This is a genomic window from Allopusillimonas soli (genome assembly GCF_004153445.1).
Classification (GTDB): Bacteria; Pseudomonadota; Gammaproteobacteria; order Burkholderiales; family Burkholderiaceae_B; genus Allopusillimonas; species Allopusillimonas soli.
This window is the reverse complement of sequence record NZ_SDQC01000004.1, coordinates 96881-123578: the sequence shown is the minus strand read 5'-3', so window position 1 is coordinate 123578 and position 26698 is coordinate 96881. Positions and strand designations below refer to the sequence as shown.

At 61.6% G+C, this 26698-nt stretch carries 23 protein-coding genes and 1 pseudogene; 12 read left to right on the top strand and 12 right to left on the bottom strand.

The annotated features are described in order from the left end of the window. Position 1: 1 nt before the first annotated feature. A complete protein-coding gene (locus ERD78_RS13435; RefSeq protein WP_129969835.1) occupies positions 2 to 796 on the top strand; it encodes an SDR family NAD(P)-dependent oxidoreductase in 795 nt (264 codons plus the stop codon). A 317-nt stretch (positions 797 to 1113) separates the two neighbouring features. Here ERD78_RS13435 and ERD78_RS20040 read toward each other — a convergent pair. Further along, a pseudogene (locus ERD78_RS20040) lies at positions 1114 to 1578 on the bottom strand (SET domain-containing protein); the annotation flags it as partial. A gap of 81 nt (positions 1579 to 1659) precedes the next feature. On the opposite strand from ERD78_RS20040, the gene ilvB reads away from it, so the two are divergent. The 4 genes from ilvB (at position 1660) to ERD78_RS13410 (ending at position 6359) form a co-directional block, all read left to right on the top strand. After that, a complete protein-coding gene (gene ilvB, locus ERD78_RS13425; protein WP_129969833.1) occupies positions 1660 to 3411 on the top strand; it encodes a biosynthetic-type acetolactate synthase large subunit in 1752 nt (583 codons plus the stop codon). Positions 3412 to 3495: 84 nt separating this feature from the next. Further along, a complete protein-coding gene (locus tag ERD78_RS13420) occupies positions 3496 to 4476 on the top strand; it encodes a TRAP transporter substrate-binding protein (RefSeq protein WP_129969832.1) in 981 nt (326 codons plus the stop codon). Between the two features lie 31 nt (positions 4477 to 4507). Then, the gene (locus ERD78_RS13415) at positions 4508 to 5002 is read left to right on the top strand and encodes a TRAP transporter small permease (protein ID WP_245152471.1); all 495 of its coding nucleotides are present in this window, start codon (positions 4508 to 4510) and stop codon (positions 5000 to 5002) included. A 79-nt stretch (positions 5003 to 5081) separates the two neighbouring features. Beyond that, on the top strand, positions 5082 to 6359 hold the full coding sequence (locus ERD78_RS13410) for a TRAP transporter large permease (RefSeq protein ID WP_129969830.1): 1278 nt from the start codon (positions 5082 to 5084) through the stop codon (positions 6357 to 6359). On the opposite strand, the gene ERD78_RS13405 is transcribed toward ERD78_RS13410, so the two are convergent. Beyond that, on the bottom strand, positions 6356 to 6856 hold the full coding sequence (locus tag ERD78_RS13405; RefSeq protein ID WP_129969829.1) for a nucleoside 2-deoxyribosyltransferase: 501 nt from the start codon (positions 6854 to 6856) through the stop codon (positions 6356 to 6358). The genes ERD78_RS13410 and ERD78_RS13405 overlap by 4 nt on opposite strands. An 84-nt stretch (positions 6857 to 6940) precedes the next feature. Next, positions 6941 to 8440, bottom strand: a complete 1500-nt coding sequence (locus tag ERD78_RS13400) for an AMP nucleosidase (RefSeq protein WP_129969828.1) — start codon at positions 8438 to 8440, stop codon at positions 6941 to 6943. A 143-nt stretch (positions 8441 to 8583) separates the two neighbouring features. Between ERD78_RS13400 and ERD78_RS13395 the strand changes: the two genes are divergently transcribed. Beyond that, on the top strand, positions 8584 to 9555 hold the full coding sequence (locus tag ERD78_RS13395) for an AEC family transporter (protein WP_129969827.1): 972 nt from the start codon (positions 8584 to 8586) through the stop codon (positions 9553 to 9555). A 287-nt stretch (positions 9556 to 9842) separates the two neighbouring features. Here the strand turns inward: ERD78_RS13395 and ERD78_RS13385 are convergent, their stop codons facing one another. From ERD78_RS13385 to uraH, 3 genes are all read right to left on the bottom strand, one after another. After that, a complete protein-coding gene (locus ERD78_RS13385; protein WP_129969825.1) occupies positions 9843 to 10130 on the bottom strand; it encodes a 4a-hydroxytetrahydrobiopterin dehydratase in 288 nt (95 codons plus the stop codon). Positions 10131 to 10304: 174 nt separating this feature from the next. After that, a complete protein-coding gene (locus tag ERD78_RS13380) occupies positions 10305 to 11618 on the bottom strand; it encodes a urate hydroxylase PuuD (protein ID WP_129969824.1) in 1314 nt (437 codons plus the stop codon). 116 nt (positions 11619 to 11734) lie between these two features. Beyond that, entirely contained in the window at positions 11735 to 12088 is a 354-nt protein-coding gene (uraH, locus tag ERD78_RS13375) for a hydroxyisourate hydrolase (RefSeq protein ID WP_129969823.1), read from the bottom strand. 90 nt (positions 12089 to 12178) lie between these two features. On the opposite strand from uraH, the gene ERD78_RS13370 reads away from it, so the two are divergent. Continuing rightward, positions 12179 to 12937: a GntR family transcriptional regulator gene (locus tag ERD78_RS13370; protein ID WP_129969822.1), complete on the top strand. Its 759-nt coding sequence runs from the start codon at positions 12179 to 12181 to the stop codon at positions 12935 to 12937. A 17-nt stretch (positions 12938 to 12954) separates the two neighbouring features. Then, the gene (gene puuE / locus ERD78_RS13365) at positions 12955 to 13887 is read left to right on the top strand and encodes an allantoinase PuuE (RefSeq protein WP_129969821.1); all 933 of its coding nucleotides are present in this window, start codon (positions 12955 to 12957) and stop codon (positions 13885 to 13887) included. A 62-nt stretch (positions 13888 to 13949) separates the two neighbouring features. On the opposite strand, the gene ERD78_RS13360 is transcribed toward puuE, so the two are convergent. From ERD78_RS13360 to xdhA, 5 genes are read right to left on the bottom strand one after another with little or no spacing between them, the layout of a single operon-like run. After that, positions 13950 to 14894: a LysR substrate-binding domain-containing protein gene (locus tag ERD78_RS13360; RefSeq protein ID WP_129969820.1), complete on the bottom strand. Its 945-nt coding sequence runs from the start codon at positions 14892 to 14894 to the stop codon at positions 13950 to 13952. A 40-nt stretch (positions 14895 to 14934) separates the two neighbouring features. Continuing rightward, complete coding sequence (gene guaD / locus ERD78_RS13355) at positions 14935 to 16311, bottom strand: guanine deaminase (RefSeq protein ID WP_245152470.1); 1377 nt, start codon at positions 16309 to 16311, stop codon at positions 14935 to 14937. Positions 16312 to 16322: 11 nt separating this feature from the next. Beyond that, positions 16323 to 17423 (bottom strand): xanthine dehydrogenase accessory protein XdhC, encoded by a 1101-nt coding sequence (gene xdhC / locus ERD78_RS13350; protein WP_129969819.1) that lies wholly within the window; start codon positions 17421 to 17423, stop codon positions 16323 to 16325. Then, on the bottom strand, positions 17420 to 19768 hold the full coding sequence (gene xdhB, locus ERD78_RS13345; RefSeq protein ID WP_129969818.1) for a xanthine dehydrogenase molybdopterin binding subunit: 2349 nt from the start codon (positions 19766 to 19768) through the stop codon (positions 17420 to 17422). The genes xdhC and xdhB overlap by 4 nt, the downstream gene beginning before the upstream one ends. Then, positions 19765 to 21273 carry a xanthine dehydrogenase small subunit gene (xdhA, locus tag ERD78_RS13340; RefSeq protein WP_129969817.1) on the bottom strand — a complete coding sequence of 503 codons (1509 nt, stop codon included), beginning with the start codon at positions 21271 to 21273 and terminating at the stop codon, positions 19765 to 19767. Before xdhA ends, xdhB begins: the two co-directional genes overlap by 4 nt. A 166-nt stretch (positions 21274 to 21439) precedes the next feature. On the opposite strand from xdhA, the gene ERD78_RS13335 reads away from it, so the two are divergent. The 4 genes from ERD78_RS13335 to ERD78_RS13320 all read left to right on the top strand — a co-directional run bounded on the left by ERD78_RS13335 (position 21440) and on the right by ERD78_RS13320 (position 25490). Continuing rightward, positions 21440 to 22375 carry a LysR family transcriptional regulator gene (locus ERD78_RS13335; RefSeq protein ID WP_129969816.1) on the top strand — a complete coding sequence of 312 codons (936 nt, stop codon included), beginning with the start codon at positions 21440 to 21442 and terminating at the stop codon, positions 22373 to 22375. Positions 22376 to 22822: 447 nt separating this feature from the next. Beyond that, positions 22823 to 24280, top strand: a complete 1458-nt coding sequence (locus ERD78_RS13330; RefSeq protein ID WP_129969815.1) for an NCS2 family permease — start codon at positions 22823 to 22825, stop codon at positions 24278 to 24280. A 164-nt stretch (positions 24281 to 24444) separates the two neighbouring features. Then, positions 24445 to 24981 (top strand): 2-oxo-4-hydroxy-4-carboxy-5-ureidoimidazoline decarboxylase, encoded by a 537-nt coding sequence (uraD, locus tag ERD78_RS13325; protein ID WP_129969814.1) that lies wholly within the window; start codon positions 24445 to 24447, stop codon positions 24979 to 24981. Beyond that, positions 24978 to 25490: an ureidoglycolate lyase gene (locus ERD78_RS13320; RefSeq protein ID WP_129969813.1), complete on the top strand. Its 513-nt coding sequence runs from the start codon at positions 24978 to 24980 to the stop codon at positions 25488 to 25490. The genes uraD and ERD78_RS13320 overlap by 4 nt, the downstream gene beginning before the upstream one ends. A 93-nt stretch (positions 25491 to 25583) precedes the next feature. Here ERD78_RS13320 and ERD78_RS13315 read toward each other — a convergent pair whose 3' ends face one another. Continuing rightward, on the bottom strand, positions 25584 to 26492 hold the full coding sequence (locus ERD78_RS13315) for a LysR family transcriptional regulator (protein ID WP_129969812.1): 909 nt from the start codon (positions 26490 to 26492) through the stop codon (positions 25584 to 25586). Positions 26493 to 26698: the final 206 nt, after the last annotated feature.

The window sequence follows — 26698 nt, the reverse complement described above, 5'->3', positions numbered from 1 at the left end:
CATGACAGCACAGGACAAAGGCGTAGTCATCGTGACAGGCGGCGCGTCGGGCATAGGCCAGGCGCTCGCCCAAGGCTTGCTGGACGAGGGTTGGCGCGTACTGGGAATAGATGTACAGCCCGACCGCATTGATGCCGCGCGCCGTGAGATGCTCGCGGCGGACACATCCATGCTGCGGTTCGCCCAGGCGGATGTGACCGACGAAACGGCCATAAGCGAGATCGTGCAGGACTGCGAAGCTGCATTCGGACCCATTGTGGGCGTCGTGAATTCCGCAGGCATTGCCCGGGATATTCCGTGCCTGGATACGGAGGTCGATATCTTCCGCCAGATACTGGAAGTGAACGTCATCGGCTCCTTCGTCGTGGCGCGTGCCGCCGCGCGTCATATGCGGGCGCGTCAGGCGGGCTCCATCATCTTCATTGCATCGGTATCCGGCATGCGTGGCAACCAGGGCCGCGTGGCGTATGGCGCCTCCAAGGGAGGCGTCGTCACCATGACCCAGGTCATGGCGGTGGAACTGGCCCAGCACGGCATACGCGTAAACGCCATCGCGCCCGGTCCGATCGAAACGCCGCTGACGCAAGTCGTACATACGCCCGAGGTGCGCAGCACCTGGGAATCCCGCGTGGCGCTGCGGCGCTATGGCCGGCCCGACGAGTTGCGCGGCACCGTCGGCTGGCTGATGGACGAATCGCGATCAAGCTATGTCACCGGCCAGATCATTGCCGTGGACGGCGGTTTCACGGCAATGGGGCTGCCCGGCCCGTGGCAGCAGCAGGCAGGGACGGCATGATGCCCGCGGTAAGCGGGGCGAGCTCAGGCCACTCACGAAACGTCCGGCGTGCCCAGGCGCTTCCGGGCACCGTTTCTCTCGCGCTTTCCCTCGGCTCGCCGCTCGGCTGGCGGCTGGCCGCCGGAACCCCGCTTCGGATCGCCGCGCTTGCCCTTCTTGTCACCGTTCGCCTTGGTTTTTTTGCCGTCTGCCTTGGTTCCAGCGCCCGCCTCGGTCTTGCCACTCGCCTTGCCCTTGCGGCCCACTTTGTCCTCGCCACGCTTGGCGCCTTTCTGTTCCTTGTCCTTGGCGCGTTTTACACGCTTGCCGGCTGCCGCCTTCTCGGGCAAGGCAAGCATTGTGCCGCGACAGGCGGCCGTGCCGCACAGGCAGCGGTACTGTTCCTTCAGCTTGCGCGTAATGCGGCCCTCCATGACCAGCCCGTAATCGTAGAAGAGCTCAGTGCCGGCGGGGATATCCTCCAGGGCGTGGATATAGACCTTCTTACCGCTACGGTTTTCCTGGGCCTCGCAGTTGGGGCTGCAGGAATGGTTGATCCAGCGCGCATCGGTGCCATGGTCTCCACCATCAATGATTTCCCCGCTGCTGAGCGAGAAAAAAAACGTATGGAAGGGATCATCCGGATTAACCGGGTGCATGGCATCGGCCTGCTCGCTGGTGATGCGCTTGCCGCCGTATTCGATAATGCGTGTGCCTGCGGGAATATTCCGCGCCGCGAATACGCCGGTACCGTGAAGCGTGGATTTCTTGACTATATGCCAGGGAAGGGAGTTGCGCGTCATGAGTTGTGCCGAAGGCCGCCAATAAAAATAAGGAATACACTTTCAGTAAACTGCTATCTTATATAAATTGAAGCACGACCAGTGAATACCGTAACCGACACGCTCACCCGCAACGGGGCACAAGCCCTGCTCGAAACCCTGATCGCCCAGGGAGTGGACACCATTTTCGGCTATCCGGGGGGCGCCGTTCTGCCGCTGTACGATGCGCTGTACAGCGAGCCGCGCATCCGGCATGTTCTGGTGCGTCACGAACAGGGCGCCGTCCACGCGGCAGAAGGCTATGCGCGGTCCACCGGCAAGCCCGGCGTGGTCATTGTGACGTCAGGCCCAGGCATGGCCAACACCACATCGGGCCTGCTGGACGCGCTTTGCGATTCCATTCCCGTGCTGTGCATCAGCGGTCAGGTTGCGACTGGCGCTATCGGCACCGACGCATTCCAGGAGTGCGACGCCATTGGCATCTCGCGTCCCGTCACCAAATGGAACGCGCAGATACGCCGCACCGAGGATGTGGCGGGACTGGCTGCCAAGGCATATCACCTCACCACCGCAGGGCGCCCCGGACCCGTGCTGCTGGACTTTCCCAAGGACATCCAGATAGGTCTTGTGCCGGACTTCGCGCCGGGCGCGGCCATAGCGGATGACGCGCCCATAGGCGTGGAAACCCAGAATCCGACGACCGAGGCCGCCATAAAAAGGGCGGCGAGCCTGATTGCCAACGCGCGCAGGCCGGTCTTCTACGGCGGCGGCGGGCTGGTCAACTCGGGCATCGACGCCTGCCATGCGTTCACGTCAATGGTGCAGGACCTGGGCGCACCCTGCACGCTGACGCTCATGGGGCTGGGCGCCTTTCCGGCCGACGATCCTCTGTTTCTGGGCATGCTCGGCATGCACGGCACGCTGGAGGCCAACCTTGCCATGCACCACGCCGATCTCATCGTCTGCGTGGGAGCGCGCTTCGACGATCGCATCACAGGCCGGTTGTCGGACTTCTGCCCACACGCCAGCAAGATCCATCTCGACATCGATCCGGCGTCCATCAACAAAGTCGTGCGTGCAGACGTGGCCATGGTCGGTGACTGCTATCCGCTGCTGCGCGCGCTGGGCAAGGAACTGGGCCTGCCGGGCCGCGCGGCTGAATCGCTGGATGAATGGTGGGCCCGGATTGGCGTGTGGCGCGCCAGGCAGTGCCTGCGCGTGGCGCCCTCGGCAGAGCATATCCTGCCGCAGATACTCATGCAGCGAATCGACAACGCGCTGCAGGGCACCGACGCCATCGTCGCCACCGACGTTGGCCAGCACCAGATGTGGGCGGCGCAATACATCAAGTTCAACCGCCCCAACCGCTGGCTGACTTCCGGTGGAGCGGGAACCATGGGCTACGGCATGCCGGCCGCCATCGGCGCGCAGATTGCGCATCCAGACAAGACAGTGGTGTGCATCAGCGGCGACGCCTCCATACTCATGAACATCCAGGAGCTGGCAACAGCCATGCAACATCGCACGCCCATCAAGGTGATCCTCTGCAACAACGGGCACATGGGCATGGTGCGCCAGTGGCAGGAACTGATTCACGATGGCCGGTACAGCCACAGCTACAATGCCTCCATTCCCGATTTCGTCGCGCTGGCGCGGGCCTTCGGCTGGGGCGCGGCGCGCATCGAGAATCCCGCCGACCTCGACGAGGCGCTGGGGCAATGTCTCGCGCATGATGGCCCTTACTTCCTGGATGTGGCCGTCCAGGCGCTGGAGAACTGTTTTCCCATGATGCCCGCGGGCTACGGGCATCAGCAGGTCATGCTGTCGGAAGACACATGGTATGTCGAAGACTAGCCGTTAGGAAAACCCCAATTTGCGCCATATGCGGATTCGGGTAAAACACAACGTTGATTTTTCATGCACAGGAATTGGGGAAGAATGCGTAATAACAAATTAACCAAATGGTTGCTGGCACTATCCGCCGCCGGCATGCTCGCTGCGGGTCCCGCGCTGGGCGCCACCAAACTCAAGATGGCGTATGCGCTGTCCACCAGCTCACATTACGGCGCAGGCGCCAAGGCTTTTGCCGAGACCGTGCAGAACGGCAGCAAGGGCGAATACACCATCGAGCAATTCCCCAACAGCGCCCTGGGTGGCGAACGCGAAGTCATTGAGGGATTGCAACTCGGCACCATAGACGTCGCCATCGTATCCACCGGCGCCACGCTGAACTTCGTACCCGAAACCGGCGTGTTCGACATTCCCTTCCTGTTCCGCGACCTGGCCCATGCACGCAAAGTACTGGACGGCCCCATAGGCCAGAAGATGCTTGAGGCATTTCCTAAGCGTGGCCTGATTGCACTGGCCTGGGGCGAGCAAGGCTTCCGCCATCTCACCAACAATGTGCGGCCGGTGGTTACGCCCGAAGACGCCAAGGGGCTGAAGATCCGCACGACCGAAAACCCCATTCATATTGCCGCCTTCCGCCAGTTGGGCGTGCTGGCCACACCCATGGCCTGGCCCGAGGTGGCTACAGCCTTGCAGCAGGGCACCATAGACGGCCAGGAGAATCCCCTGTCTGTTATCGTCTCGGCCAAACTACCCCAGTTGCAGAAATATCTGTCGCTCACGGCGCATGTGTACGGCCCCGCGCTTGTGTTGATGTCGCCCAGCGCCTACGGCGGCATGTCGGACGGCGACAAGGCCCTGTTCAAGAAGGCGGGGCACGAGGCTGCTGTCGCCATGCGCAAGTACGTGGATGACATAGAGCAAAGCGGCATCGAGGAAGTCAAGAAGGAAGGCATGCAGGTCAACAAGGTGGATCATGCTGCTTTCGTCAAGGCGGTGGAACCCGTATACCCGCAGTACTACAAGCAGTTCGGCAAGGAACTGGTCGAATCCATCCGCAATACGCAATAAGGGCCGCGCGCCCCCACTTCAGGACATCGCCGTGACCTTGTTCCGCTGTCTGGACCGTACCCTGTTCCGCTTCGTCTCGGTCCTGGCCCAGCTGCTGCTGCTTTCTTCGGTGGCGGCGGGCTTCTATCAGGTCATCACGCGCTTTGTCCTGGAGTCTCCCGCAGACTGGAGCGAGGCCTGGACGCGGGCCTCGCTGATCTGGACCGTCATGCTGGGTGTCATCATCGCCTTTCGTCATGGCGCCATGCTTAGCGTCGAAGTACTCCACGGCCTGATGAAAGGGCGCAACAAGCGCTGGCTGGAACATTTCATCATGGCGGTTTGCGTCGGATTTCTTGGTTTCATGACCTGGATCAGCATCATGATGACTTGGCGGGTGCGCTTCCAGACCACGCCCAGCCTCGGAATTTCCATTTCATGGATCTATCTCGCCATCCCCATCGGCATGGGGCTGGCCATCTTGGCTGTGCTCGCACATTGGGCGGAAGGGCCGCGCGATACCGTCGTCGACGACACCGTGATCTGAGCATCATGCACCGGCCCATCCACATCCGCCGCAACAGCCGCACCCGGGCGGCGTCTTACATTCTCAATACGGTGATTGCATGTCGCAACTGATGGTCATCTCGATGTTGGTGTTTTTCGGGCTGTCCATTCCCGTCGCCGTGTCCATTGGATTGGCCAGCATCACCGGCGTGCTCTACGACGGCCACCTGACGCTGCTAGTCATTGCGCAACAAATATTCGCTTCGCTCGACAAGTACCCGCTTGTCGCGGTGCCCTTCTTTATCCTCGCAGGCAATCTGATGGAAGCAGGCGGCATTTCGGAGCGCATGGTCGACTTTGCGAAAAGCGTGGTCGGCGGCATGCAGGGCGGCCTGGCCTGCAGCTGTGTGCTCACGTGCATGATTTTCGCGGCCGTCGCGGGTTCCAGCGTCGCCACCACGTTCGCGGTGGGCGCCATCCTGATCCCTGCAATGGTCAAGCACGGATATCCCAAGCCATTCGCTGCCTCGCTGCAGGCTTCCGCCGCCGAACTGGGGGTCATCATTCCGCCCTCCATTCCCATGATTCTGTTCGCCGTGTCAACCGACACATCCGTCGGCGAGCTTTTCATCGCGGGCATCGGTCCAGGTATCGTCATCAGCGGCGCGCTCATGCTGTATGTATGGCTGTATGCGCGCCGTCACGGATATGGCAAGCGTGACGGCGAAGGGCGCCTTGCCCTCTGGCCAGCCTTCAAGCGCGCATGGTTGGCGCTGCTCATGCCGCTCATCATTCTCGGTGGCATCTACGGCGGCGTCTTCACGCCCACGGAAGCCTCGGCCGTGGCCGTGGTCTACGCGCTTGTGGTGGGTTTCGCCATTTACCGCAGGCTCACTATCAAGTCGCTGTCGGCCGTACTGCACCGCTCGATTATTTCAACAGCGGTCATCATGTTCGTCATTGCCAATGCGGGGGTTTTCGGCTTTCTGCTGAACCGCGCAGGCGTGCCGACAGCACTGGGCGAATGGCTGGGCACCGTCTTCCATGACAAGTACGCTTTCCTGCTGGGTATCAATGCTGCACTTTTCATCATTGGCATGTTCATCGAAACATCGGCGTCCATCGTCGTGCTGGCGCCGCTGCTGCTGCCGGTAGCCATGCAGTTCGGCGTGGACCCTGCCCATTTCGGCGTGATCATGGTTGTGAATCTGGCGCTGGGCATGGTCACCCCGCCTTTCGGCGTCAATCTCTTCGCCGCATGTGCCGTGGCCGACCTGCCTATTGAACGGCTGATCCGGCCCCTGCTGCCCTTTGTGGGCGTTGTGGTGGCTTGCCTGATGCTGATTACCTACGTGCCCGAAATAACGCTGTTCTTCAAGCAACTGGTATATGGCTAGGCCGCATGCCCCGCCATCCTGGCCAGACAGTCCTCCACCGAGCCCACCACCACGGTTGCCGAGCAGGCGATCATCAGGTTCAGATTGAGCCCGAAATCCTCCACGTTGTAGCCTTGCTCATCGGCATGCGGCCCGCCCCCGGGCACGCGCGTCACAGCCACCTGCTTCACCAGCGGGTCGCCTTGTTCCGTATACACCCAGGCAGACTTTCCCAGCGCCACGGCATATCCCACCTCGAATACGGTGCCCGAGTCCGGTTCGGCGCCACGAAACGGATTCAGATTGGCCATGATGATGTCGGCGCTACGCAGCATGCCTAGGTTTTCCCGGCATATCCAACGCGCCAGTTCCTGGCCCGCCAGATGCCTGGGCGCATGGTTGTCCAGCGGATACAAGCCCTCGAATCCATATTTCTCACACAGATCCTTCAGCGTTTCACCCCATTGGATGGCGTCGGGCCGAAATACGTCGTAACCGGCCAGATAGATTTTCTTCATGGCATTGCGCTCCAAATGGCTGCCCGGGGCAGCCATGAATGAAATCGATTTTCCAGCATATGCGGTGCGCTATTTTTGCGTGTGCTACTTGAATGCCGTCTCGATGAAACTGCGCAGCTTGCGCGAGTGCAGCCGCTCACGCGGCATGTCGCGCAACAACTCCAGTGCCCGGATGCCGATCTGCAGATGTTGACCCACTTGCTTGCGATAGAAGTCGCTGGCCATGCCTGGAAGCTTCAGTTCGCCATGCAGCGGCTTGTCGGATACGCACAGCAGCGTTCCATAAGGCACACGAAAGCGAAAACCATTGGCAGCAATGGCCGCCGACTCCATGTCCATGGCAATTGCGCGCGACTGCGACAGCTGGCGAACGGGCTCGGCGTTATCGCGCAGTTCCCAGTTTCGATTGTCGGTCGATGCCACCGTGCCGGTGCGCATGATGCGCTTGAGCTCCCAGCCCGACAAGCCCGAGACATCGGCCACAGCCTGTTCCAGCGCCACCTGGATCTCCGCCAGCGGGGGCACCGGAACCCAAATGGGCAGATCATCGTCCAGCACATGGTCCTGCCTGACGTAGCCATGGGCAAGCACATAGTCACCCAGTCGCTGCGTAGTGCGCAGGCCGGCACAATGGCCCAGCATCAGCCAAGCGGAGGGTCGGAGCACGGCAACATGGTCGGTGATGGTCTTGGCATTGGCTGGGCCTATGCCAATGTTGATAAGGGTAATGCCGCCATGCCCCTCACGCACAAGATGATAGGACGGCATCTGGGGAATGCGGCTCAGCGGCATGCCCGAAGGCTGCTGGCTCGGCCCCGGCACGGTGATGCGGTTGCCGGGTTCGACCAATGCGGTATAGCCGCCTTCGCCGCGCGCGAGCGTATCGCGCGCCCAGTTGCAGAACTCATCGACATAGAACTGATAATTGGTAAAAAGCACAAAATTCTGGAAATGCTCGGGCGCCGTGGCGGTATAGTGCTGCAGCCTGTGCAGGGAGTAGTCGATGCGTGGCGCGGTGAAGGGCGCCAAAGGCTGCGCCTCGCCGTGTTTACCGATCCAGGTTCCGTTGACGATGGCATCATCTGTGACGGCCAGGTCCGGCACATCGAAATGATCGCGCATGGCTTCGCCCAGCAGCGAATCCGAGTACACCCCTTCGACATACTTGCCGTCCACAAAGGAAAAGTGAACAGGAATCGGCATGTCTGATTCGCCTACCTCAACAGGCACGCCATGGTTGCGCAGCAGCAAGCTGATCTGTTCAAGCAGATAGTCGTAATACAGCGAAGGTTGAGTCACCGTGGTGACGTACATGCCGGGCTCGACAACATGGCCGTAAGACAGTCGGCTGTCCACTTCCTGGTAGGTGCTCACGCGTATGCGCAGCGCCGGGTAGTACGCGCGCACGCGGCGCCCGGAAGGGCCCTGCGACAGGTAGTTGGCAAATCCGTCGCGAATAAAGGCTGTATTGCGATCATAGATTTCGACCAGGCGCCGCACCGCTTGTCGCGCATCGGTGTAGCTTGCGAAAGGAATGACCGCCGGCAACAGCGTGGAGGAAAGAGAGTCGTCGGAATCGTACATGACAGCAACCTGGAAATATCCGAGTGTAGAAAGCAACTATGACATGTTATGGCGCGACGCGCACGGGCCGGCACGGGGCACGGTAACCGGATGCTGCCTGTATTTGTTCTAATACATCCTTGTTTCTCTTCGCTGGATGTCTTTTGACCATAATCGTCAATGCCGTTCTTCCTCTGTTCGCGCTGATTCTTCTTGGCTATGCCGCTGGCCGCAAGCGCCTGTTGGGCCCCGGCGCCGTCGACAGCCTCAACAAATTTGTGGTCTGGATGGCGCTGCCCGCCCTCCTGTTCGAATCCATGGCCAAGGTCGGCTGGGAGGCCGTCAGCCAGTGGGGCTACATTGCCGCCACGATGCTTGCGATTGCCCTATGCTTTCTGGCCGCCTGGCTGTTGGGCCGCCGCAGGCCCCGCCGGCTTGGCGATGCCAGCATCGAAGCCCTTGCCGCCTCCTATTCCAATGCCGGTTTCATGGGCATACCTCTGTGTCTCATGGTATTCGGCGAGGCCGGCCTGCCGCCGGTCATACTGAATACATTGCTGACAGCCTGCGGGCTGTTCGCCTTTTCCATCGTCCTGATTGAATTCGATCTGCAGGCCAAAGCCGCCGAGCACGACGGCAGCGCAAGCCGTCCAGCACTGTGCCGCACTGTGAGCAAAGTGGTTGTCTCCCTCTTGCGAAACCCGCTTGTGGCAGCCCCTCTGCTGGGGCTGGCCGTGTCCGCGATGCGGTGGCCGCTGCCTTATGCCATCGAACAGCTCACCGGCCTGCTTGGCGCCGCCGCCAGCCCCTGCGCACTTGTCACCATAGGGCTATTTCTTTCCCAGCGCCGCGCCACCGAACGTCGCGCCACAGTATGGTCCATAGTCGGCCTGAAGCTGCTGCTGCATCCCCTGGCCGCCTACATATTGGCCTACTGGATATTCAGCATGCCGCCCCTATGGGCTGCGTCCGCCGTGCTGCTTGCCGCCCTGCCGGTCGGCACCGGCCCCTTCATGCTTGCGCAACTCTATGACCGCGAACCTGCCGTGGCCTCGCAGGCCATCCTGATCTCCACCGTGCTGTCATTGCTCAGCGTCTCTATTCTCGTGGCCTGGTTGGCCCCCGCGCCTGCCTGAGATGCCATGCCTGCCGGCCCGCGACCATTTGTCCGGACCCGCAGGCTGGCCAAGGCGCCGCGACATTTGCGGAAACGACGTCTGGCCCGCGCACCCTGCAGTACCGCTGGCAGTGCCTGGACTGTCTTGTAAAGTTTCGTTACCGTGTCGTACACTTGGGCGCCTGGCAGGTCATACTCATCCGAGTCCGTCACGCGCACCCGAACCATCTCGCCTGGCTTTACATCCCGGTCGGCACACACATATTCCGGCAAATCGGAGCAAAAGCCATGCATTTCTCACGCCCACTACGCAATCTGATCCATGAACAGCGCCAAAGACACGTCCCGCTCGGTAACGCCCTTGGCATCATGTGTAGACAACGTGACCTCCACCCGGTTGTAGACATTGAACCACTCGGGATGATGATCGAGCTTCTCAGCCTGCATTGCTACCTGCGTCATGAAGCCGAAAGCGTCATTGAACGTCTTGAACGTGAAGACCTTGTGGATCGCATCGCGCCCTTCCACAGCAGACCAGCCCTCGAGCAGGAGCAAGGCGGAAGGCGCGCCCACGAGTTTGAGCTGGTTTTTCATGGCCAGTCCTTTCAGCACCCGGAACGGTATCGCCGCAATACTGCAACAATAACCTGACCGCATGATGACAGTCCAGCGCCAGAACGACCACTGCGCAACCTGCGCCTCGGGGGCAGGCAGCGCGCATTCAGCATGCGCACAAGCACAGCGGGCAAAATGCCAGCCTCAAGAGCGCTACTGCCCCGCCCATGCCGCGATAACGGCGCGTTCGTCGTCCGTCATCTTGGTTATATTGCCTAGCGGCATGTATTTGCTGCCTACCACCTGCTTGATTTGTGCGGCATGCATGATGGTCTGTTCATTGGTGTCCAGCACGATGCCGGCCGGTGCGGAAGCGATGCCCGCAAACGTCGGTTTGGCCGAGTGGCACTCTGTGCAACGCGCGACCACAATGGCATGCACCCGCTCTAGGGTCGCACCGCGATCAGAAGCAGGCGCCGTATCCTGGCCGCCCGCCTCTTCGGCGGTGCCCGCGGCCATCCCGGTCTCTGCCATCCCGGCGCTGCCTGGCACTTGCTGCGCAGCTTTGGCGGGTACATTGGCCGCTGGCTTGTCCGCCGTAGAGGGCGCCGCAAGCCAGCCCACCAGCGCCAGCAGCACAACGCCGGCAACCGGATAGCCAAGCTGATTCTTGCCCATATGGCGCAGCACGAAGTACTGGCGGATAACGGCGCCCGCGAAAATGAACAGCACCATAATGATCCACGCATATGGACTGGTATATGTGAACGAATAATGGTTGCTGAGCATCAGAAACACGACAGGGAGCGTGAAGTAGGTGTTGTGCACCGAACGCTGCTTGCCCCGCTTTCCATCCAGCGGATCAGGTGCCTGGCCCGCCTTCAGCGCGGCAACCATCCTGCGTTGGCCGGGAATAATCCAGAAAAACACATTGGCGGACATGCAGGTCGCCATGAGCGCGCCGGTAATCAGAAAAGCGGCTCGGCCCGGAAAAATCTGCACTGTCAGCCAGGCGACTGCCACCATCATGATGCCCACCGCGAGGCTCAGCAGGCCATCACGCTCCATGTTGGGACTAATGCGCCGGCATAGCTGCGAATAGATAATGTAGCCCACCACGAGAAATGCCACGGCCAGTATGCCGGCCTGCAAGCCATTCATGGAGGCGGCCCATGTCCATGGACTGTTAGGATTGACCAGGTAGAACGCGGGCTTCATCAGGTACATGATCGAAAACAGCGCAAAGCCCGACAGCCATGTGGTATAGGATTTCCAGAACGACCAGTGCAAATCGGCCGGCAGCTCCGGCGGGTTGGTGAGGTATTTTTGGTTATGGTAAAAGCCGCCGCCATGCACGGCCCACATTTCGCCGAACACGCCCAGCTTCTTGCCGCGTTCGTCGCGCGGCGCATGCAGGCTGTTGTCCAGCATCACGAAGTATATGGATTCGCCTATCCAGGAAATAGCGGCGATGACGTGCAACCAACGCAACAACAGGTTGCCATATTCATATAGAAAAGCTTCCATGAAAAAGAGTCCGGTAACGCTTTGGCGGGGATGCGGAGCACGGCCTTCTTGCCAGCCCTGCCGCGTGCGTGCTGCCTGATCCGGAACGCGGCCCGCCGGCGCGACCCGGACGATGCTCAGCTACCCCGATAAGTCGACCACGTCCAAGGCGTGGCAACAAGAGGCACATGATAGTTTTCAGCTGGGTTTGCCACACCGAAGCGCAGCACCACTTCATCCACGAAGCGCGGTTCAGGTGCGTGTACGCCTTTGTCCGCAAAGTAATCGCCAATGCGAAACACAAGCTCATAGACCCCCTGCCGCAGTGCGCTGCCCTGCAAAAGCGGTTGATCACAACGCCCGTCGCTGTTGGTGACCGCTTCGGCCAGATGCTCGCGCCGGCCGTCTTCCAGGCGGAACAAATTGATGCGTACGCCCTGGGCGGGCGTGCCATGCATGGTGTCCAGAACGTGGGTGGAAAGCTTACCCATGCTTGTCTCCAATAATTGTCAACAATTTATGTTGACGATTCTGAATTGCTGCCCAATAATTGTCAATAGATTCTTCTCCTCAATACGGTCATGCTGCAGATTTCTTCGTATCGCGATGCAACACAGGAACAGGAAGCCCCAAAAGCCTCTTCCTGGCGCGCGGCTTGCTCAGCGGGGAGCCGGGGCGATGCCGAGCGCGTCTATGACGACATCTTCGACGCCGTCATGGACAGGCGCCTGCTGCCTGGCGCCAAGCTCACTGAAACCACGCTGTGCAAGGTGTTCGACTGCTCGCGCAGCACTGTGCGCGCGGCCCTGTCCGCGCTGGCTCACGATAAGATCGTGGATATCGAACCCAATCGCGGCGCCTTCGTGTGGCAGCCCGACGCAAAGGAAACACGCGACATCTTCGAGATGCGCCGCCGCATGGAATGCATGATCGTCGATATGCTGCTGGCTCTGCCCGATCTGGCCACCCGCCTACAGCCGCTATACGACATGGTGCGCCGCGAGAGGCAGGCCTTTGAGCGCGGTGATCGCATCAGCTGGATCCGACTCTCCAACGCCTTCCATGTCGTCATGGCGCAGTTGCTGGACAACCATGTGCTCACCGAAATCATGCACAGCCTGTGCGCGCGCACCACGCTCATCATCGCGCTGCACGATACGCCGGGCGAAACCGCATGCTCTTATATCGAACACGAAACCATACTTGACCATCTCGCCCAAGGCGACGGGAATGGCGCGCGCCAGGCCATGCATCATCATTTGGCTGACTGCGAGGAGCGCATGTCCACCCCAAGTACGCAGCCACCCGACCCCTGGCGTGCTTTTCCCGTAAAGCGATAGAACACGGAGTTCAAGAAATGCAGCAGTGCGACTACCCGCGCGACCTCATCGGCTATGGCCGCGATATACCCGAAGCCAACTGGCCCGGCGGGGCGCGCATCGCGGTCCAGTTCGTGCTGAATTACGAAGAGGGTGGCGAAAGCTGCGTGCTGCACGGCGATCCCGGCTCGGAACAATTCCTGTCCGAGATCATTGGCGCTGCGGCCTACCCTGCGCGCCACCTCTCCATGGAGTCAATCTACGAATACGGGTCGCGTGCCGGCGTGTGGCGCATTCTGCGCGAATTCGAGCGGCGGAGTCTGCCGCTTACCGTTTTTGCCATCGGCATGGCGCTGGAGCGCAATCCCGACGTCGCCAAGGCCTTTGTCGAACTCGGCCATGAAATCGCCTGTCATGGCTATCGATGGATTCATTACCAGGACGTGGCCGAAGATATCGAACGAGCACATATGCAGCGCTGTATCGAGGTGGTTTCGAAGTTGCTCGGACGCCACCCCGACGGCTGGTACACCGGCCGCGACAGCCCCAATACGCTGCGGCTGGTCGCGGAAGAAGGGGGTTTTCTCTATGATGCCGATCACTACGGCGACGACCTGCCTTTCTGGGCTACCGTTCCGCTGGCCAATGGTTCGCGCGTGCAGCAACTCATGGTGCCCTACACCCTGGATGCCAACGACATGCGATTTGCATCGCCGCAGGGCTTCAATACGGGCGATCATTTTTTCAGCTACCTCAAGGATACCTTCGATGTTCTGTACGCCGAAGGCGAGGAGCGGCCCCGGATGATGTCGGTGGGGCTGCATTGCCGGTTGATCGGCCGTCCAGGCCGCTTTGCGGGCTTGCAGCGCTTCCTGGACTACATCCAGCGACACGATCGCGTATGGATTCCCACCCGTGCCGCCATCGCCCGCCATTGGCTGCAATATCACCCCTATCAGGGCGAGGCTTGAGTGATGCGGATACGCCCCCCGCGGCATGTACCAGTTTTCGGCGCCACGCCTGGAGACGGCTTTCAGGCGGGCGGCCTGATCTGCGATAACTCGCGCCCGCAGTCACCGAGCAGCCGGCGCAACCAGCGATGCGCCTGCGATTGGTGATTGCGCTCGTGCCATAGTTGGTAGAAGCGCATGGATGGAAAGGGCAGGGGCGCGGGCACGATCGCCAGCGGCAGCAGCTTGGCGTAGAACGCCGCAAAATGCCTGGATGTCGTGAACACCAGATCCGTGCCCGGCAAAACATAGGGCGCCAGATTGAAGGACTGGACAACCAGGCGCTCGTCGCGTTCCAGCCGCTCCGAGGCCAACACGCCATCAATGACACCGCGCTGGGTCATGGAATAGGGCAGCGGCACCACATGAACGGCCTGGCGGTAATCCGCAAGCGTCATCCCGCCGGCAGCCAGGGGATGATCGGCAGCAACCAGGCACACGATTTCATCCTCAAGCAGAATGGACATGTGCATACGATCCGGCGGCGCAGGCCAGTTTCCTATGACAACATCCAGATCGCCTTCGGCCAGGGAGCGTTCGAAATCGAAGTCGGGGCCCAAAGCATGCACCGTCACCTGCGCGTCGGGCGCCTCGCGCCGAACACGCGCACAGACGCTGCTCATGTATACGGGCGCCAGATAATCCGGAGATCCGATGCGAAAGGGCTGCCGTGTGGTTGCCGGATCGAAAGTATCCGGCTGGGAAAGCATGCTGTCGATCTGGGCCAGCGCCGCGCGCGCATGCGGGAGCAGCTTCAGGGCCCGCTCGGTGGGCACCATGCCGCTTTTTTCGCGGACCAGCAGCGGATCGCCCAGAATGCCGCGCAGTCGGCGCAGTGCCACACTGACGGTGGGCTGGGACTGGTTCAGCTTGAGGGCGACGCGCGAGACATTACGTTCGGCCAGCAGCAGGCAGAAGACATTGAGCAGATAGGTATCAAGCAGTTCGGTGTGGCGCTGCGCCGTCATGTGCACTCCTTGTGTTGCAGGCCGCGCACGCCCTTGCGGTTCAGACCCAGGCGACAACGCGTTCCGTTTGCGCCTGCATGATCTCATTGGACCGCACATGCAGCCTGCGCCCCGCTACATACGTGGCGGCCACGGCGCGGTCGTCTCCCAGCATGGCAAAGGCGAACAGCAGCTCTTCCAGCGAACCCGCCTGGGATGTACGGCGTGCCAGCAGGGGCGTGGCCTGCGGGTCGAGCACGATGAAATCCGCCTCGGCGCCCGGCGCCAGCGTGCCTATCTGCCCTGCCAGGCCGAGCGACTGTGCCGCACCCTGTGTCGCCAGGTAGAACATGCTTTGCGCATCCAGATTGTACCCGCACAGGCGCGCGATCTTGTGCGCTTCATTCATGGTCTGAAGCATGGAGAAGGACGACCCGCCGCCGACGTCCGTGGCCAGCGCCAGATGCATACCACACTGGCGGGCGCGCGCCACATCGAACAGTCCGCTGCCCAGAAACAGATTGGATGTGGGACAGTGTGCCGCCAGCGCCCCCGCATCACGCATGCGGCGCCTGTCGTCATCGTCCAGCCAGATACAGTGCCCGTATACCGCACGGGGACGCAGAAGGCCAAAACGATCGTAGATGTCCAGATAGCTGCGGTGGCCCGGAAACAGTTCACCGGCCCATTTCACTTCCTCGCTATTCTCGGCCACATGGCTCTGAATGAATACATCCGGATAGCGCTGCGCCAGCTCCCCGCATACGCCCAATTGCGCTGCCGTGGACGTAGGGGCGAAACGCGGTGTCAGCGCGTACATCTGGCGTCCTGTGCCATGCCAGCGCTGTATCAGCGCCTCGCTGTCCCTGGCGCCGGATTCAGCGGTGTCGCGCAAGGCCTCGGGGCAGTTCCTGTCCATCAGCACCTTGCCCGCCACCATGCGCATGTTGCGCGCGTGGCTGACAGTGAAAAAAGCATCGGCGGATACAGGATGCACGGTACAGTACACCAGTGCCGTGGTCGTGCCGCAGCGCTGCAGCTCATCAAGGAAGTATCGAGCCACCTCGGCAGCATGGCCGGGATCGTTAAAACGCGCTTCCGTCGGAAACGTCCATGTCTCCAGCCAAGGCAGCAGGCCCGCCGCGGGCGACGCAATCATGTCGGTCTGCGGATAGTGCACGTGCGTGTCGATGAAGCCCGGCACAATCAGCTTTCCGCGCCAGTCCACAATCGGCACATCGGCCTCCAGTCCGGGCGCCACGCGGGCGTAGTCGCCCGCCGCCACGATGCGGCCGTCCTCGATCACCAGCAGACCGTCTTCACAATGCACGGCTGCGTGCTCACCCTCACTGGGCGCCCCAATGAAGTACAGTAGCCCGGATCGATAGGCCGTAAGCCGCGCCTGGCCGCCTGCAGCGTTGTCCATGTTCAGTTCCATGTGTACTCTCTTCAGTCCGCGTAGACCAACTCGTCCTCGTAGCCGGACAGGCGCAATATCTCGGGCTTGATGTTCCGCGCACGACCTTGCGCCGACAGACGTTGCTCGTGCGCCTGCAACAGTTGGGCCGCAACCGCCACCGCAATGATTTCAGGCGCCTTGCCCCGAATACCCGGCACGCCGATGGGGCACGTCATCCGCTCCAAGCTATGCTCGGCCACACCGCGCGCAGCGAGGCGGCGCTCGAATTTTCTGCGCTTGGTGCGCGAGCCAATCAGGCCGAAATAAGCAAAGTCGTCGCGCTCGAAAATGGCCTGGCACAGACGCTGGTCCAATGCATGGCAGTGCGTCATGACGAGAAAGCTGCTGTGCGGCGGGGCCTGCGCCACGACGGCTTCGGGCGCGTCTGTGGCGTCAACCGCAACATTGCCAGGCAAATATCCGGGGAACTGCGCATCGCGTTCATCGACCCATGTCACGGTGCAGGGCAGCGTTGCCAGCACGCGCACGACAGCTTGGCCAACATGGCCCGCACCGAATAGCACCACATGCAGTGCAGGCGGTTCGAATTTTTCAGTCAGCACCAGATGGCCATCATGCTCGCTCAGATTGCAGCGCACATCGACGCCCGCAGTCTGGATCATACGCGCCGCCGCCGGCCCTCGGCCCGTATCATCGGGCGCAAAAAGAGATACGGCGCCCGCGACGGATCCTTTCAGCGCCCCGCTCAGCGTTCGCTGCCGTATGCGCGCGCTGCGATTCTGCAGCGCGGCATCCAGTTCCTCAATCCACGGCAGATCGGACACGCTCAGCAGTTCAAGCAGCAGGGTGGCCACGCCGCCGCAGCACTGGCCCAGGCTCGGGCCCAATGCAAGCCGATCGAGCCTGCAAGGCCCCGTATCCGCGCCGACCTTCAACAGCGTTCTCGCCAACGCCAACGCGCGCCATTCGAGATGGCCACCGCCTATGGTGTCCCACTGCGCATCGTCAGCCACCAGCATGTGGGCCCCCGCTTCGCGGGGCGTCGATCCTTCGGTACGCACCAACGTCACCAGCACAACGGGACGCCCCACCCTGATCAGATGTAGCGCAGGTTCAAGCCAGGCGTTCATGGTGCGGCTCCCGCGCCACGCAGATCCATGACCGCATTCAGAATGGCCTCGGGCGTGGCGGGGGCATTCAGTTGGGGTTCACGGCGATAACCGGCGACGCTGGCGACCGCGTCGCGAATGGCATTGAAAACACTGAACGGCAATAACAGCGGCGGTTCCCCGACAGCCTTCGAGCGATGGATCGTATCCTTGACGTTGCGGTTCTCAAACAGCTTCACATTGAATACCGCCGGGCAGTCGCTGACGCCGGGAATCTTGTAGGTGGACGGTGCGTGCGTCATCAGGCGGCCCTCCTTGTTCCAGACCAATTCTTCCATGGTCAGCCAGCCCATGCCCTGGATGAAGGCGCCCTCGACCTGGCCGATATCGAGCGCCGGATTGATGGATCGCCCCACATCGTGCAACGCGTCGGCGCGCAGCAGTTTCCATTCGCCAGTCAGCGTATCGATCACGACTTCCGATACCGCGGCGCCATAGGCGTAGTAGTAAAACGGTTTTCCAGACATCGTTGCCTTGTCCCAGCGGATGCCCGGCGTGGCGTAGAAACCCTCCGACCACAGTTGCACCTGGCCCCAGTAAGCGGCATCCACCACCTCGGCGAAAGGCAGGCGGCGCCCATTCACGAACACATGGCTGTCGGCGAAAACCACGGCATCCGGCGCACCGCCCCACTTCCCGGCCGCAAAGCGGGCCAGCCTGCGGCGTATTTTCACAGCGGCATCCTGGGCCGCCTTGCCGTTCAGATCCGAGCCCGTGGAGGCCGCCGTTGCGGAGGTATTGGCGATCTTGCTGGTGTCGGTAGCCGTTACCCGCACATGGGAGAAATCCAGCCCGAGCTCCGCGGCCGCCACCTGGGCCACCTTGGTATTCAGGCCCTGGCCCATCTCCGTGCCGCCGTGATTCACCAGCACGGAACCATCCCGATAGACATGAACCAGCGCACCCGCCTGGTTGAAGGCGGGCACGTTGAAGGAGATGCCGAACTTCACCGGCGTCAGGGAGAGCCCGCGCTTGAGCACACGGCTGCCGCGATTGAATGCAATGATCGCCTGGCGCCGCGCGCGATAGTCGCTTTCCGCCTCCAACTGATCCACCAGCGGATCGAGAATGTTATCGACGACGATCTGTCCGTACGGTGTAATGTTGCGATCACTTGTGCCATAGAAGTTCAGGCGGCGCACGTCGAGCGCGTCGCGCCCCAGCTTGCGCGCGATCATGTCGATCAGCACCTCCATCATCAGGGCGCCCTGCGGGCCGCCGAATCCGCGGAACGCCGTGTTCGACTGGGTATGCGTCTTGCCGCACAAGGCCGAAATCTCGACCTCCGGCACATAATAGGCATTGTCGAAGTGGCACACGGCACGGGTGGCCACCGCCTCGGACAGATCTGCTGAGAAACCCGCCCGTAGCGTCATGTCGAGCGTCACACCCAGAATACGGCCGTCTGCGTCATAGCCCAGGTCATATTCGTAGTAGAAGCCATGACGCTTGCCGGTGATCATCATATCGTCATCGCGGTCCGCGCGCAGCTTGACCGGCTTGCGCAAGCGCGTGGCGCACACTGCCGACAGGCAGGCAAACAGCGCCGACTGCGACTCCTTGCCGCCAAAGCCGCCTCCCATGCGGCGGCACTCCACCAGCACCTGGTGAGAATGCCAGCCCAGCGCGTGCGCAACGAGCGCCTGCATCTCGCTGGGATGCTGCGTGGAGCACCAGACGTGCACGCCCATACCCTCCTTGGGCACCGCGTAGGAAACTTGCCCCTCAAGGTAAAACTGTTCCTGGCCGTTACATTCGAACGTACCCGTCAGCCGGTTCGGCGCGGATTCGATCGCCTTGACGGCATCGCCACGCGTGAGCTTCATCGGGGGCAACACCATCGACTGCTCCGCCTTTGCCTGCTGCGGCGACAGCACGGCGGGCAGGTCTTCGTACCCTATCGTTGCCAGACGCGCGGCGCGGCGCGCTGCATCATGGCTTCCGGCCACAACAACAAAAACAGGCTGGCCGATATACTGCACCACATCCTCCGCCAGCAACGGATCATCGTGAACGACGGGACCGCAATTGTTCTCGCCAGGAATGTCACGGGCCGTCAGCACATCTACCACGCCCGGCGCCCGGCGAACAGCATCCAGGTCCATGGATACGATGCGCGCATGGGCCTTGGCGGACATGCCTATGGCCGCATGCAGCGTGCCGACAAGCTCGGGAATATCATCGGTATAGGTGGCTTCTCCACTCACATGCAGGATGGCTGATTCATGCGGCAGGCTTTTGCCTGTCGCACGGCCATCGGCGGCCTCGCGCGCCTGCTGCATAAACGCTTCAACTTGCGTGTTCATGCTGCCTCCTTGCCTGCAGCGCAAGCAAAGACATTGAGCTGGTCGGCCTGAAGCGGCGCATCGGGACGGGTTTCCAGGAAAAAGCGCATCAACAGATTGCGAGCTGCGAGTTCACGGTATTCACTGCTTGCCCGCATATCGGAGAGCGGCTTGTAGTCTTCCTGCATGGCCTGCATGGCGGCCCGCGCTGTCGCTTCGGTCCAGGGCATATCCCGCATTGCCTGTTCGGCATGCAAGGCGCGCTTGGGAATTGCCGCAACGCCGCCATAAGCGATACGTGCCTCCCGAATGACGCCTTCGCCATCCAGTGAAACGGCAAAGGCCGCGCATACCGCCGAAATGTCTTGATCGAACCGCTTCGAGAGTTTGTAGGTGCGAAACCGCCGTCCCATCGCGGGCAGGGGTACCTTGATACCCTGGACAAATTCTCCGGTCTCCAGGGCATTTTTCTGGTAGTCGAGATAGAAATCCTCCAGCGCCATGTCGCGCACACGGTTGCCCTGGCGCAGCACGATTCTTGTACCCAGCGCGATCAAGGCAGGCATCGAGTCACCTATGGGCGAGCCATTGGCCACATTGCCGCCTAGCGTGCCCGCATTCCGTATCGGCAGGGATGCAAAGCGCCGGTGCAGCTCGTCGAGGTCGGGGTAATGCGTGAGCAGCGCTGCGAAGGCATCGTTAAGTAGTGCACCGGCGCCAATGTACATATGGCCCTCGCCGTCCCGGGAGACTTCATGCGAAATCTCGCGCAAGCCGGCAACCTGCCCGATATAGATAAGCTCGGGCAGATCGCGAAGCTGCTTCGTGACCCACAGGCCCACATCGGTGCTGCCCGCCACGATGCGAGCCTGCGGCCACGCCAGACGCATGGCGGCAAGCTCGTCCATCGTGCGCGGCGCGTGAAACACATGCCCGCCATGCTGGTAGCACAGCGCCTGCTCCCGCCGCAGCGTCTGCAGCACCCGAGCCAGCGCGGCACGATCAAACGGCACAGCCGGCATATCGAACATGGCCACGGCGGCGTCGATGATAGGCCGGTAGCCGGTGCAGCGGCACAGGTTGCCTGACAACGCAGTGTCGATTTCTTCACGGCTCGGCCTGGGACCGCCATGGTCGTGATTCAGATACAGGCCCCACATCGACATGGCAAAGCCTGGAGTACAGAAGCCGCACTGCGAGCCGTGCAGCTCGACCAGGGCCCGCTGAACCGGATGCAGGCTGCCGTCCGGCGCGCGCAGATCCTCAATGGTGTAGACGGCCTTTCCGTCGAGCGCGGGCAGGAACTGTATGCAGGCATTGACGGCTCGCATGGACACGCTGCCTTCGGCATCGAGTTCGCCCACCACCACCGTACAGGCGCCGCAATCGCCCTCCGCGCAGCCCTCCTTGGTGCCCGTGGCGCGCAAGTCTTCGCGCAGGAACTGCAGCAGCGTGCGCGTGGTGGCCTGTCCAGCGATCTCATGCACCTTGCCGCGATAATAAATACGGATATTCTGTGTCTCCATGACCAAACCTGTAGATTCGAAGTTTGCAATCAAGGTACCATCCACTGGCGCCCAGGGCATTTCCCGTGCATGATGTTCGCCATCATGTGCGGGAAATATGACGCCCGGCATCATTGGCAGCCATGGCGGGCGCTTATATCCGGTATATATCAAGCATAATATCCTGATGGAACGAAACCGTGAACAGCTGGAGACCTCTTTGCTGCGTGTGCTGCATGTGCTGCTCACAGAGCAAAGCGTGTCGCGCGCGGCTGTGCGGCTCGGCCTTTCGCAGCCGGCCGTCAGCAATTCGCTGCGGCGCCTGCGCGGCATCACGAATGATCCGCTTCTGGTGCGCTGCAAAACCGGCATGGTGGCCACCGAGCGCGGGCGCGAACTGCTGGCCTACGCCAGCGACGCGCTGGCCGCCATAGAGCACATCACCCAACCGGCGGCGGAATTCTCGCCCCAGGCCTCCACACGCCAGTTCAGGCTGGGCGCCCCCGACTATCTGGATACCCTATTTTTGCCCCATATCGCGGAAATGCTGTCCCGACAGGCGCCGCTGGCAAGGCTTATGGTGCATCCCATCAATGCCGACTTCGACTATCAAGACGCGCTGGAAAACGGCCAGTTGGATATCGTGGTGGGAAATTGGCTGGCCCCCCCGCCCCAGTTGCACACGTCACGCGTGTTCGAGGACGAGGTGGTCTGCATGCTGGGCAACCATCATCCGCTGGCGGGCAAGGGTATTTCCCTGGATCATTATCTGCAAATGAAGCACCTGGCGCCAACACCCTATGTATCTGAGCGCACGAGCTTCATCGACGGCTGCCTGGCGGAGCAGGGCCTGCGCCGCAACATCCACATGACGATTCCGTATTTCGGGCAAGTACCCTATGTGCTGATGAGCACCGACCTGGTGTTCACTACCGGACGCCAGTTTGCGCAGCACTACGCGCGCTATCTGCCTGTGACCATACTGCCCTCGCCTTTTCCCTTTCCGCCCATGTGCTTCTATCAGCTCTGGCACAAGCGTTCGCACAATGCGCCCGAAATCGTCTGGCTGCGCCGGCGCATCGCAGATGTCGCGGCACGGCTGGCAGGCAAGCCGCCGCAATAAGCAGTATTGCATTTTCCATATAATGGCCCGGCCGGCAGGCTGCCAAGGCAGTGTGCGCCGGCAAGCCGCGCGGCGACCTCCGCTATGAAACGAGCGTGCCGACGCCCCGCGCGGCCCTGACTGCATACCTCGCGACGCATCCCCATTATCAGCGCGAACATATAAACCTCATCACGCGGGGATAATCCTGGCGTCAAAAACACCTCCCTAAAATGGTCTCACAACAACGCGGCTTCGCCCAGGAAGCCCTGGCTGCCAACCAGCAGCCATGCTGAGAAAGCGAGGAGACAAAATCCATCGGCGGTTCCAGGACCGACCCGGAATTCCCCCGGCCGTCCGCATAGGACGACCGCGAGCCCTTGCTCTCCTGTCGCAGCCGCGCCCCGGGCATACCTGATGGCGGGCGCCACAAGCCCGTTTCACGCTGTTGATAAAGGAGCTTCAACCATGGCAGACCAGGAATATCTGTTGACCCCTGCGGAGGCGGCCGCAACAGGCCCCGCCTCGCCTCATGCCAGGGACGATCATGCCCCGACAGGCGTATCAGCGGGAGGAAAGGCTGCTGGCGCCGGCTCGCTGGCGGACAAGCTGGATCGGCGCTTCGAAATTAGCGCACGATCAAGTTCCGTGCGACAGGAGGCAATCGGTGGCATAACGACCTTCCTGGCCATGGTGTATGCCGTATTCGTCGTGCCCGGCATGCTGGGCAAGGCGGGCTTTGATCCAGGTGCGGTATTCATCGCCGTCTGTCTGACCAGTGCCTTCGGATCCCTACTGATGGGCCTTTGGGCCAATCTGCCCATCGCTGTCGGCTGCGCTATTTCGCTGACGGCATTCACCGCCTTCGACCTGGTACTGGGCAAGGGGCTGCCGCCAACGGTGGCGCTGGGCGCGATTTTCCTGATGGGCGTCGTATTCACCGCGATTTCCGTCACCGGCGTGCGGTCCTGGATACTGCGCACATTGCCCGCGGGGGTGGCGCATGGCACAGGCGTGGGAATCGGGCTCTTTCTGCTGCTCATTGCATCAAACAGCGTCGGCCTGGTGGTGCGCAATCCAGGACCCGGCCTGCCGGTAGCCTTGGGTCAACTGGGCAGCCTGCCCGCTCTGCTGTCGGTAGCGGGCCTCGCCGCCATCTTCGGCCTGGAGCGGCGCCGTGTGCCGGGTGGCATTCTGCTTGTGATCCTGGCATTGTCAGTCATCGGTCTGGCGGTGGATCCCGCTGTACATTTCAATGGCTTCTTTGCCTTGCCATCCTTTGGCCTTGCCGGCGGTGGGTCGGCCTTTGGCGCCATGGATCTGAAGGGCGCCCTGAACGCCGCGGTCATCCCCAGCGTACTGGCGCTGGTAATGACCGCGGTATTCGACGCCACGGGCACCATACGCGCCGTGGCGGGGCAGGCTGGGCAGTTGAATGAAAAAGGCCACATTATCAACGGCGGAAAAGCCCTTGCGAGCGACTCGCTCAGTTCGATTTTTTCCGCTCTGGCGGGCGGCGCGCCGGCCGCCGCGTATATTGAATCGGCAGCGGGCGTCGCGGCGGGCGCTCGGACGGGGCTGGCACCCACACTGACAGGCCTGCTGTTTCTCGCATTGATTTTCCTCTCGCCATTGGCCGGCCTGGTGCCGGCGTATGCGACGGCGCCAGCCCTGATGTATGTCGGGCTACTGATGCTGGGCAGCATCAGCAAACTACACATGGATGACACGGTGGACGCGCTGGCGGGGCTGGCATGCGCGGTGTTCATAGTGCTCACGTGCAATATCGTGACGGGCATCATGATCGGGTTCTGCACCCTGGTGATAGGCCGGGTATTCGCAGGAGAATGGCGCAGGTTGAATGTTGGAACCGTGGCAATCGCCCTGGCGCTGGCGGCATTCTATCTGGGAGGCTGGGCCATATGATGCGGCGCCATCATATGCGTGCGCACATAGTCCTTATTCGCGCCGCGCCACCCCCGGCGGCCCTGAAACCCTTACACTAGCTTCAGCGGCGAAACGGCGCGCCAGCGTCGGCCAACGCCAGCCGCGCGCCGCGCCGCCAACTTTGCATAGTCCGGATTCTCATCATGACGCAAACCCAGGCTCCAGACCTTACTCTGACAGACATTTCCTCGCTGACCCAGGAGGCGTTCACCGAGCGTCTTGGCGACATCTTCGAACACTCGCCCTGGATCGCGCGCGAGGCCTGGCATGCACGCCCATTTACCGACATCGATGCTCTGCACAGCGCCATGATGGCCGTGCTGCGCGCCGCAAGCGACGATGCCAAAATGACCTTGATCACCGCCCACCCCGAACTGGCGGGCAAGGAGGCAACCCGCGGCACATTGACCGCAGCCTCCACCCACGAACAGCGCGGCGCGGGTCTGGATCAGTGCAGTGCCCAGGAGTTGGCCCGCCTGCAAGCGCTCAATGCGGGCTATCGCGCGCGTTTCGGTTTTCCGTTTGTTATCGCGGTAAAGGGCCTGAGCCGCCATCAGATCATGGATGCCATCGAAGCCCGCATGCACAACAGCGAGCAGGCGGAATTTGAAGCATGCCTGCAGCAGATAGGCAAAATAGCGCGATTCCGGCTGGCAACACTTTTTATGGAGGCGCCATGACGACGGCCCTGCGGCAACTGCACATAGAACCGCTCACGCGGGAGGCGTTTGCGCCCTATGGCGAAGTCATCGAGGTCTCCGACGCGGCGCGGCATTTCACCATCAATGACGGCAACACTGAACGCTATCACGATCTGGCGCATATCGACCCTGGCCCGGATGGCAGGGCCATCGTATCGATTTTCCGCGGACTTGCCCGCACATTACCCTTACCGGTAACGCTCATGGAGCGCCACCCCCGAGGCAGCCAGGCATTCGTTCCCCTACAAGGCAGGCCATACCTGGTGGTTGTGGCGCCGGCCGGCGCGCCGCCTGCGCCGGATGACCTGAGCGTGTTTCTGTGCCAGGGCAACCAGGGCGTGAACTATGCGGCAGGCGTATGGCACCACCCACTGCTGGCGCTCGAGGCGACATCCGATTTTCTGATCATCGATCGCAGCGGACCTGGGGACAACTGCGACGTGGTGCCACTGCCAGAGACCAGGGAGATTCCAGCGCTGGACCTTTAAGCTTTGGCGCCCGCAGCCGCCCGTCACCACTTCGCCGCACATGCCCGCTACCAACAACAGCCTCGTGCCCGGGGGTGTGCTGGAAGAAGTCCGTCATGTTTTCTCCCAATACCCCGCCCTGTTGTATACCCTCCGCAGGTACTCAATAAAATGCCGCACCTTCGCCGGCAAGTACCGCTGCTGAGGATAAACCGCCTGAATATCGTAGGCCGGCAGCGCGTATTCATCCAGTACCGTCATCAGCGCTCCTTGCTTCAGCGCCGCCTGAATCTCCCACGTTGAGCGCCACCCTATGCCCAAGCCCTGCTTCACCCAGTCGTAGAGCAGTTCGCCATCGTTGCACGCCAGATCCCCATCAACCCGCACCGCAAAAGGCTTGCCGTCGCGCACAAACGTCCAGCCACGCTGTTGCCCGCCCTGCAGATTGAAGGCCAGGCAATTATGGCGGGCCAGTTCCTCCGGCCGCGCTGGCAAGCCGTGCCTGCGGAAATAATCAGGCGTCCCGCACACCACGCGTTGATTCGGGTAAAGTCTGATCGCTACGTAATTGGGATCGCGCACTTCGCCGACCCGTATCGCCAGATCGTAACCCTCCCGCACCAGATCCACGACGCTGTCGGTAAAGTTGAACGACAGACGAAGATCCGGATAGCGGCTGCGGAACGCCGCCGCGTGCGGCGCAATATGACGGCGCCCGAACGCGGCCGGGCCAGACACCACCAGATGCCCCCGCACCGCGCCGCGGCCAGAGCGGATACTGTCTTCCGCCATGTCGAAATCCTGCAGCAGTTGCTGGCAATTTTCCAGGAAACGTTCTCCCAGCTCCGTCAGCGTCAGCCCGCGCGTGGACCGGTGCAGCAACTGTACGCCCAGACGGCGTTCCAGCGCCGTAAGCCGCCGGCCCATGATGACCGGCGTCACGCCCTCCACCATCGACGCGGCTGCAAAGCTGCCGTGCTCGGCTACCAGCACAAAACTGCGTATCGCCGTATATCGATCCATTGCATACCTTTTATATGGATTTTAAATAGTGCTCCCAAAGAGTGAGCGGCCAGCCCTCTTGGAAAATCGGCGCCACCCCTCTGAGGCTTTGTCTTCCAATACGTCTTTAATTATCCAATTACATACTAAAAGTATCGACAAAAACGATACGCAGTGCAATTCAATTCTGTACGCGCATTCCCTATCCTGACTCTCAAGCCCGTCAT

Coding starts and splice junctions, on each gene's coding strand:
- ERD78_RS13330 (WP_129969815.1), top strand. CDS start 22,823: ATGGCAGACCAGGAATATCTGTTGACCCCTGCGGAGGCGGCCGCAACA.
- uraH (WP_129969823.1), bottom strand. CDS start 12,088: ATGGGTAAGCTTTCCACCCACGTTCTGGACACCATGCATGGCACGCCC.
- xdhC (WP_129969819.1), bottom strand. CDS start 17,423: ATGAACGCCTGGCTTGAACCTGCGCTACATCTGATCAGGGTGGGGCGT.
- xdhB (WP_129969818.1), bottom strand. CDS start 19,768: ATGAACACGCAAGTTGAAGCGTTTATGCAGCAGGCGCGCGAGGCCGCC.
- ERD78_RS13435 (WP_129969835.1), top strand. CDS start 2: ATGACAGCACAGGACAAAGGCGTAGTCATCGTGACAGGCGGCGCGTCG.
- guaD (WP_245152470.1), bottom strand. CDS start 16,311: ATGGAACTGAACATGGACAACGCTGCAGGCGGCCAGGCGCGGCTTACG.
- uraD (WP_129969814.1), top strand. CDS start 24,445: ATGACGCAAACCCAGGCTCCAGACCTTACTCTGACAGACATTTCCTCG.
- puuE (WP_129969821.1), top strand. CDS start 12,955: ATGCAGCAGTGCGACTACCCGCGCGACCTCATCGGCTATGGCCGCGAT.
- ERD78_RS13315 (WP_129969812.1), bottom strand. CDS start 26,492: ATGGATCGATATACGGCGATACGCAGTTTTGTGCTGGTAGCCGAGCAC.
- ERD78_RS13335 (WP_129969816.1), top strand. CDS start 21,440: ATGGAACGAAACCGTGAACAGCTGGAGACCTCTTTGCTGCGTGTGCTG.
- ERD78_RS13370 (WP_129969822.1), top strand. CDS start 12,179: ATGCTGCAGATTTCTTCGTATCGCGATGCAACACAGGAACAGGAAGCC.
- ERD78_RS13380 (WP_129969824.1), bottom strand. CDS start 11,618: ATGGAAGCTTTTCTATATGAATATGGCAACCTGTTGTTGCGTTGGTTG.
- ERD78_RS13400 (WP_129969828.1), bottom strand. CDS start 8,440: ATGTACGATTCCGACGACTCTCTTTCCTCCACGCTGTTGCCGGCGGTC.
- xdhA (WP_129969817.1), bottom strand. CDS start 21,273: ATGGAGACACAGAATATCCGTATTTATTATCGCGGCAAGGTGCATGAG.
- ERD78_RS13410 (WP_129969830.1), top strand. CDS start 5,082: ATGTCGCAACTGATGGTCATCTCGATGTTGGTGTTTTTCGGGCTGTCC.
- ERD78_RS13360 (WP_129969820.1), bottom strand. CDS start 14,894: ATGACGGCGCAGCGCCACACCGAACTGCTTGATACCTATCTGCTCAAT.
- ERD78_RS13385 (WP_129969825.1), bottom strand. CDS start 10,130: ATGAAAAACCAGCTCAAACTCGTGGGCGCGCCTTCCGCCTTGCTCCTG.
- ERD78_RS13405 (WP_129969829.1), bottom strand. CDS start 6,856: ATGAAGAAAATCTATCTGGCCGGTTACGACGTATTTCGGCCCGACGCC.
- ERD78_RS13420 (WP_129969832.1), top strand. CDS start 3,496: ATGCGTAATAACAAATTAACCAAATGGTTGCTGGCACTATCCGCCGCC.
- ERD78_RS13320 (WP_129969813.1), top strand. CDS start 24,978: ATGACGACGGCCCTGCGGCAACTGCACATAGAACCGCTCACGCGGGAG.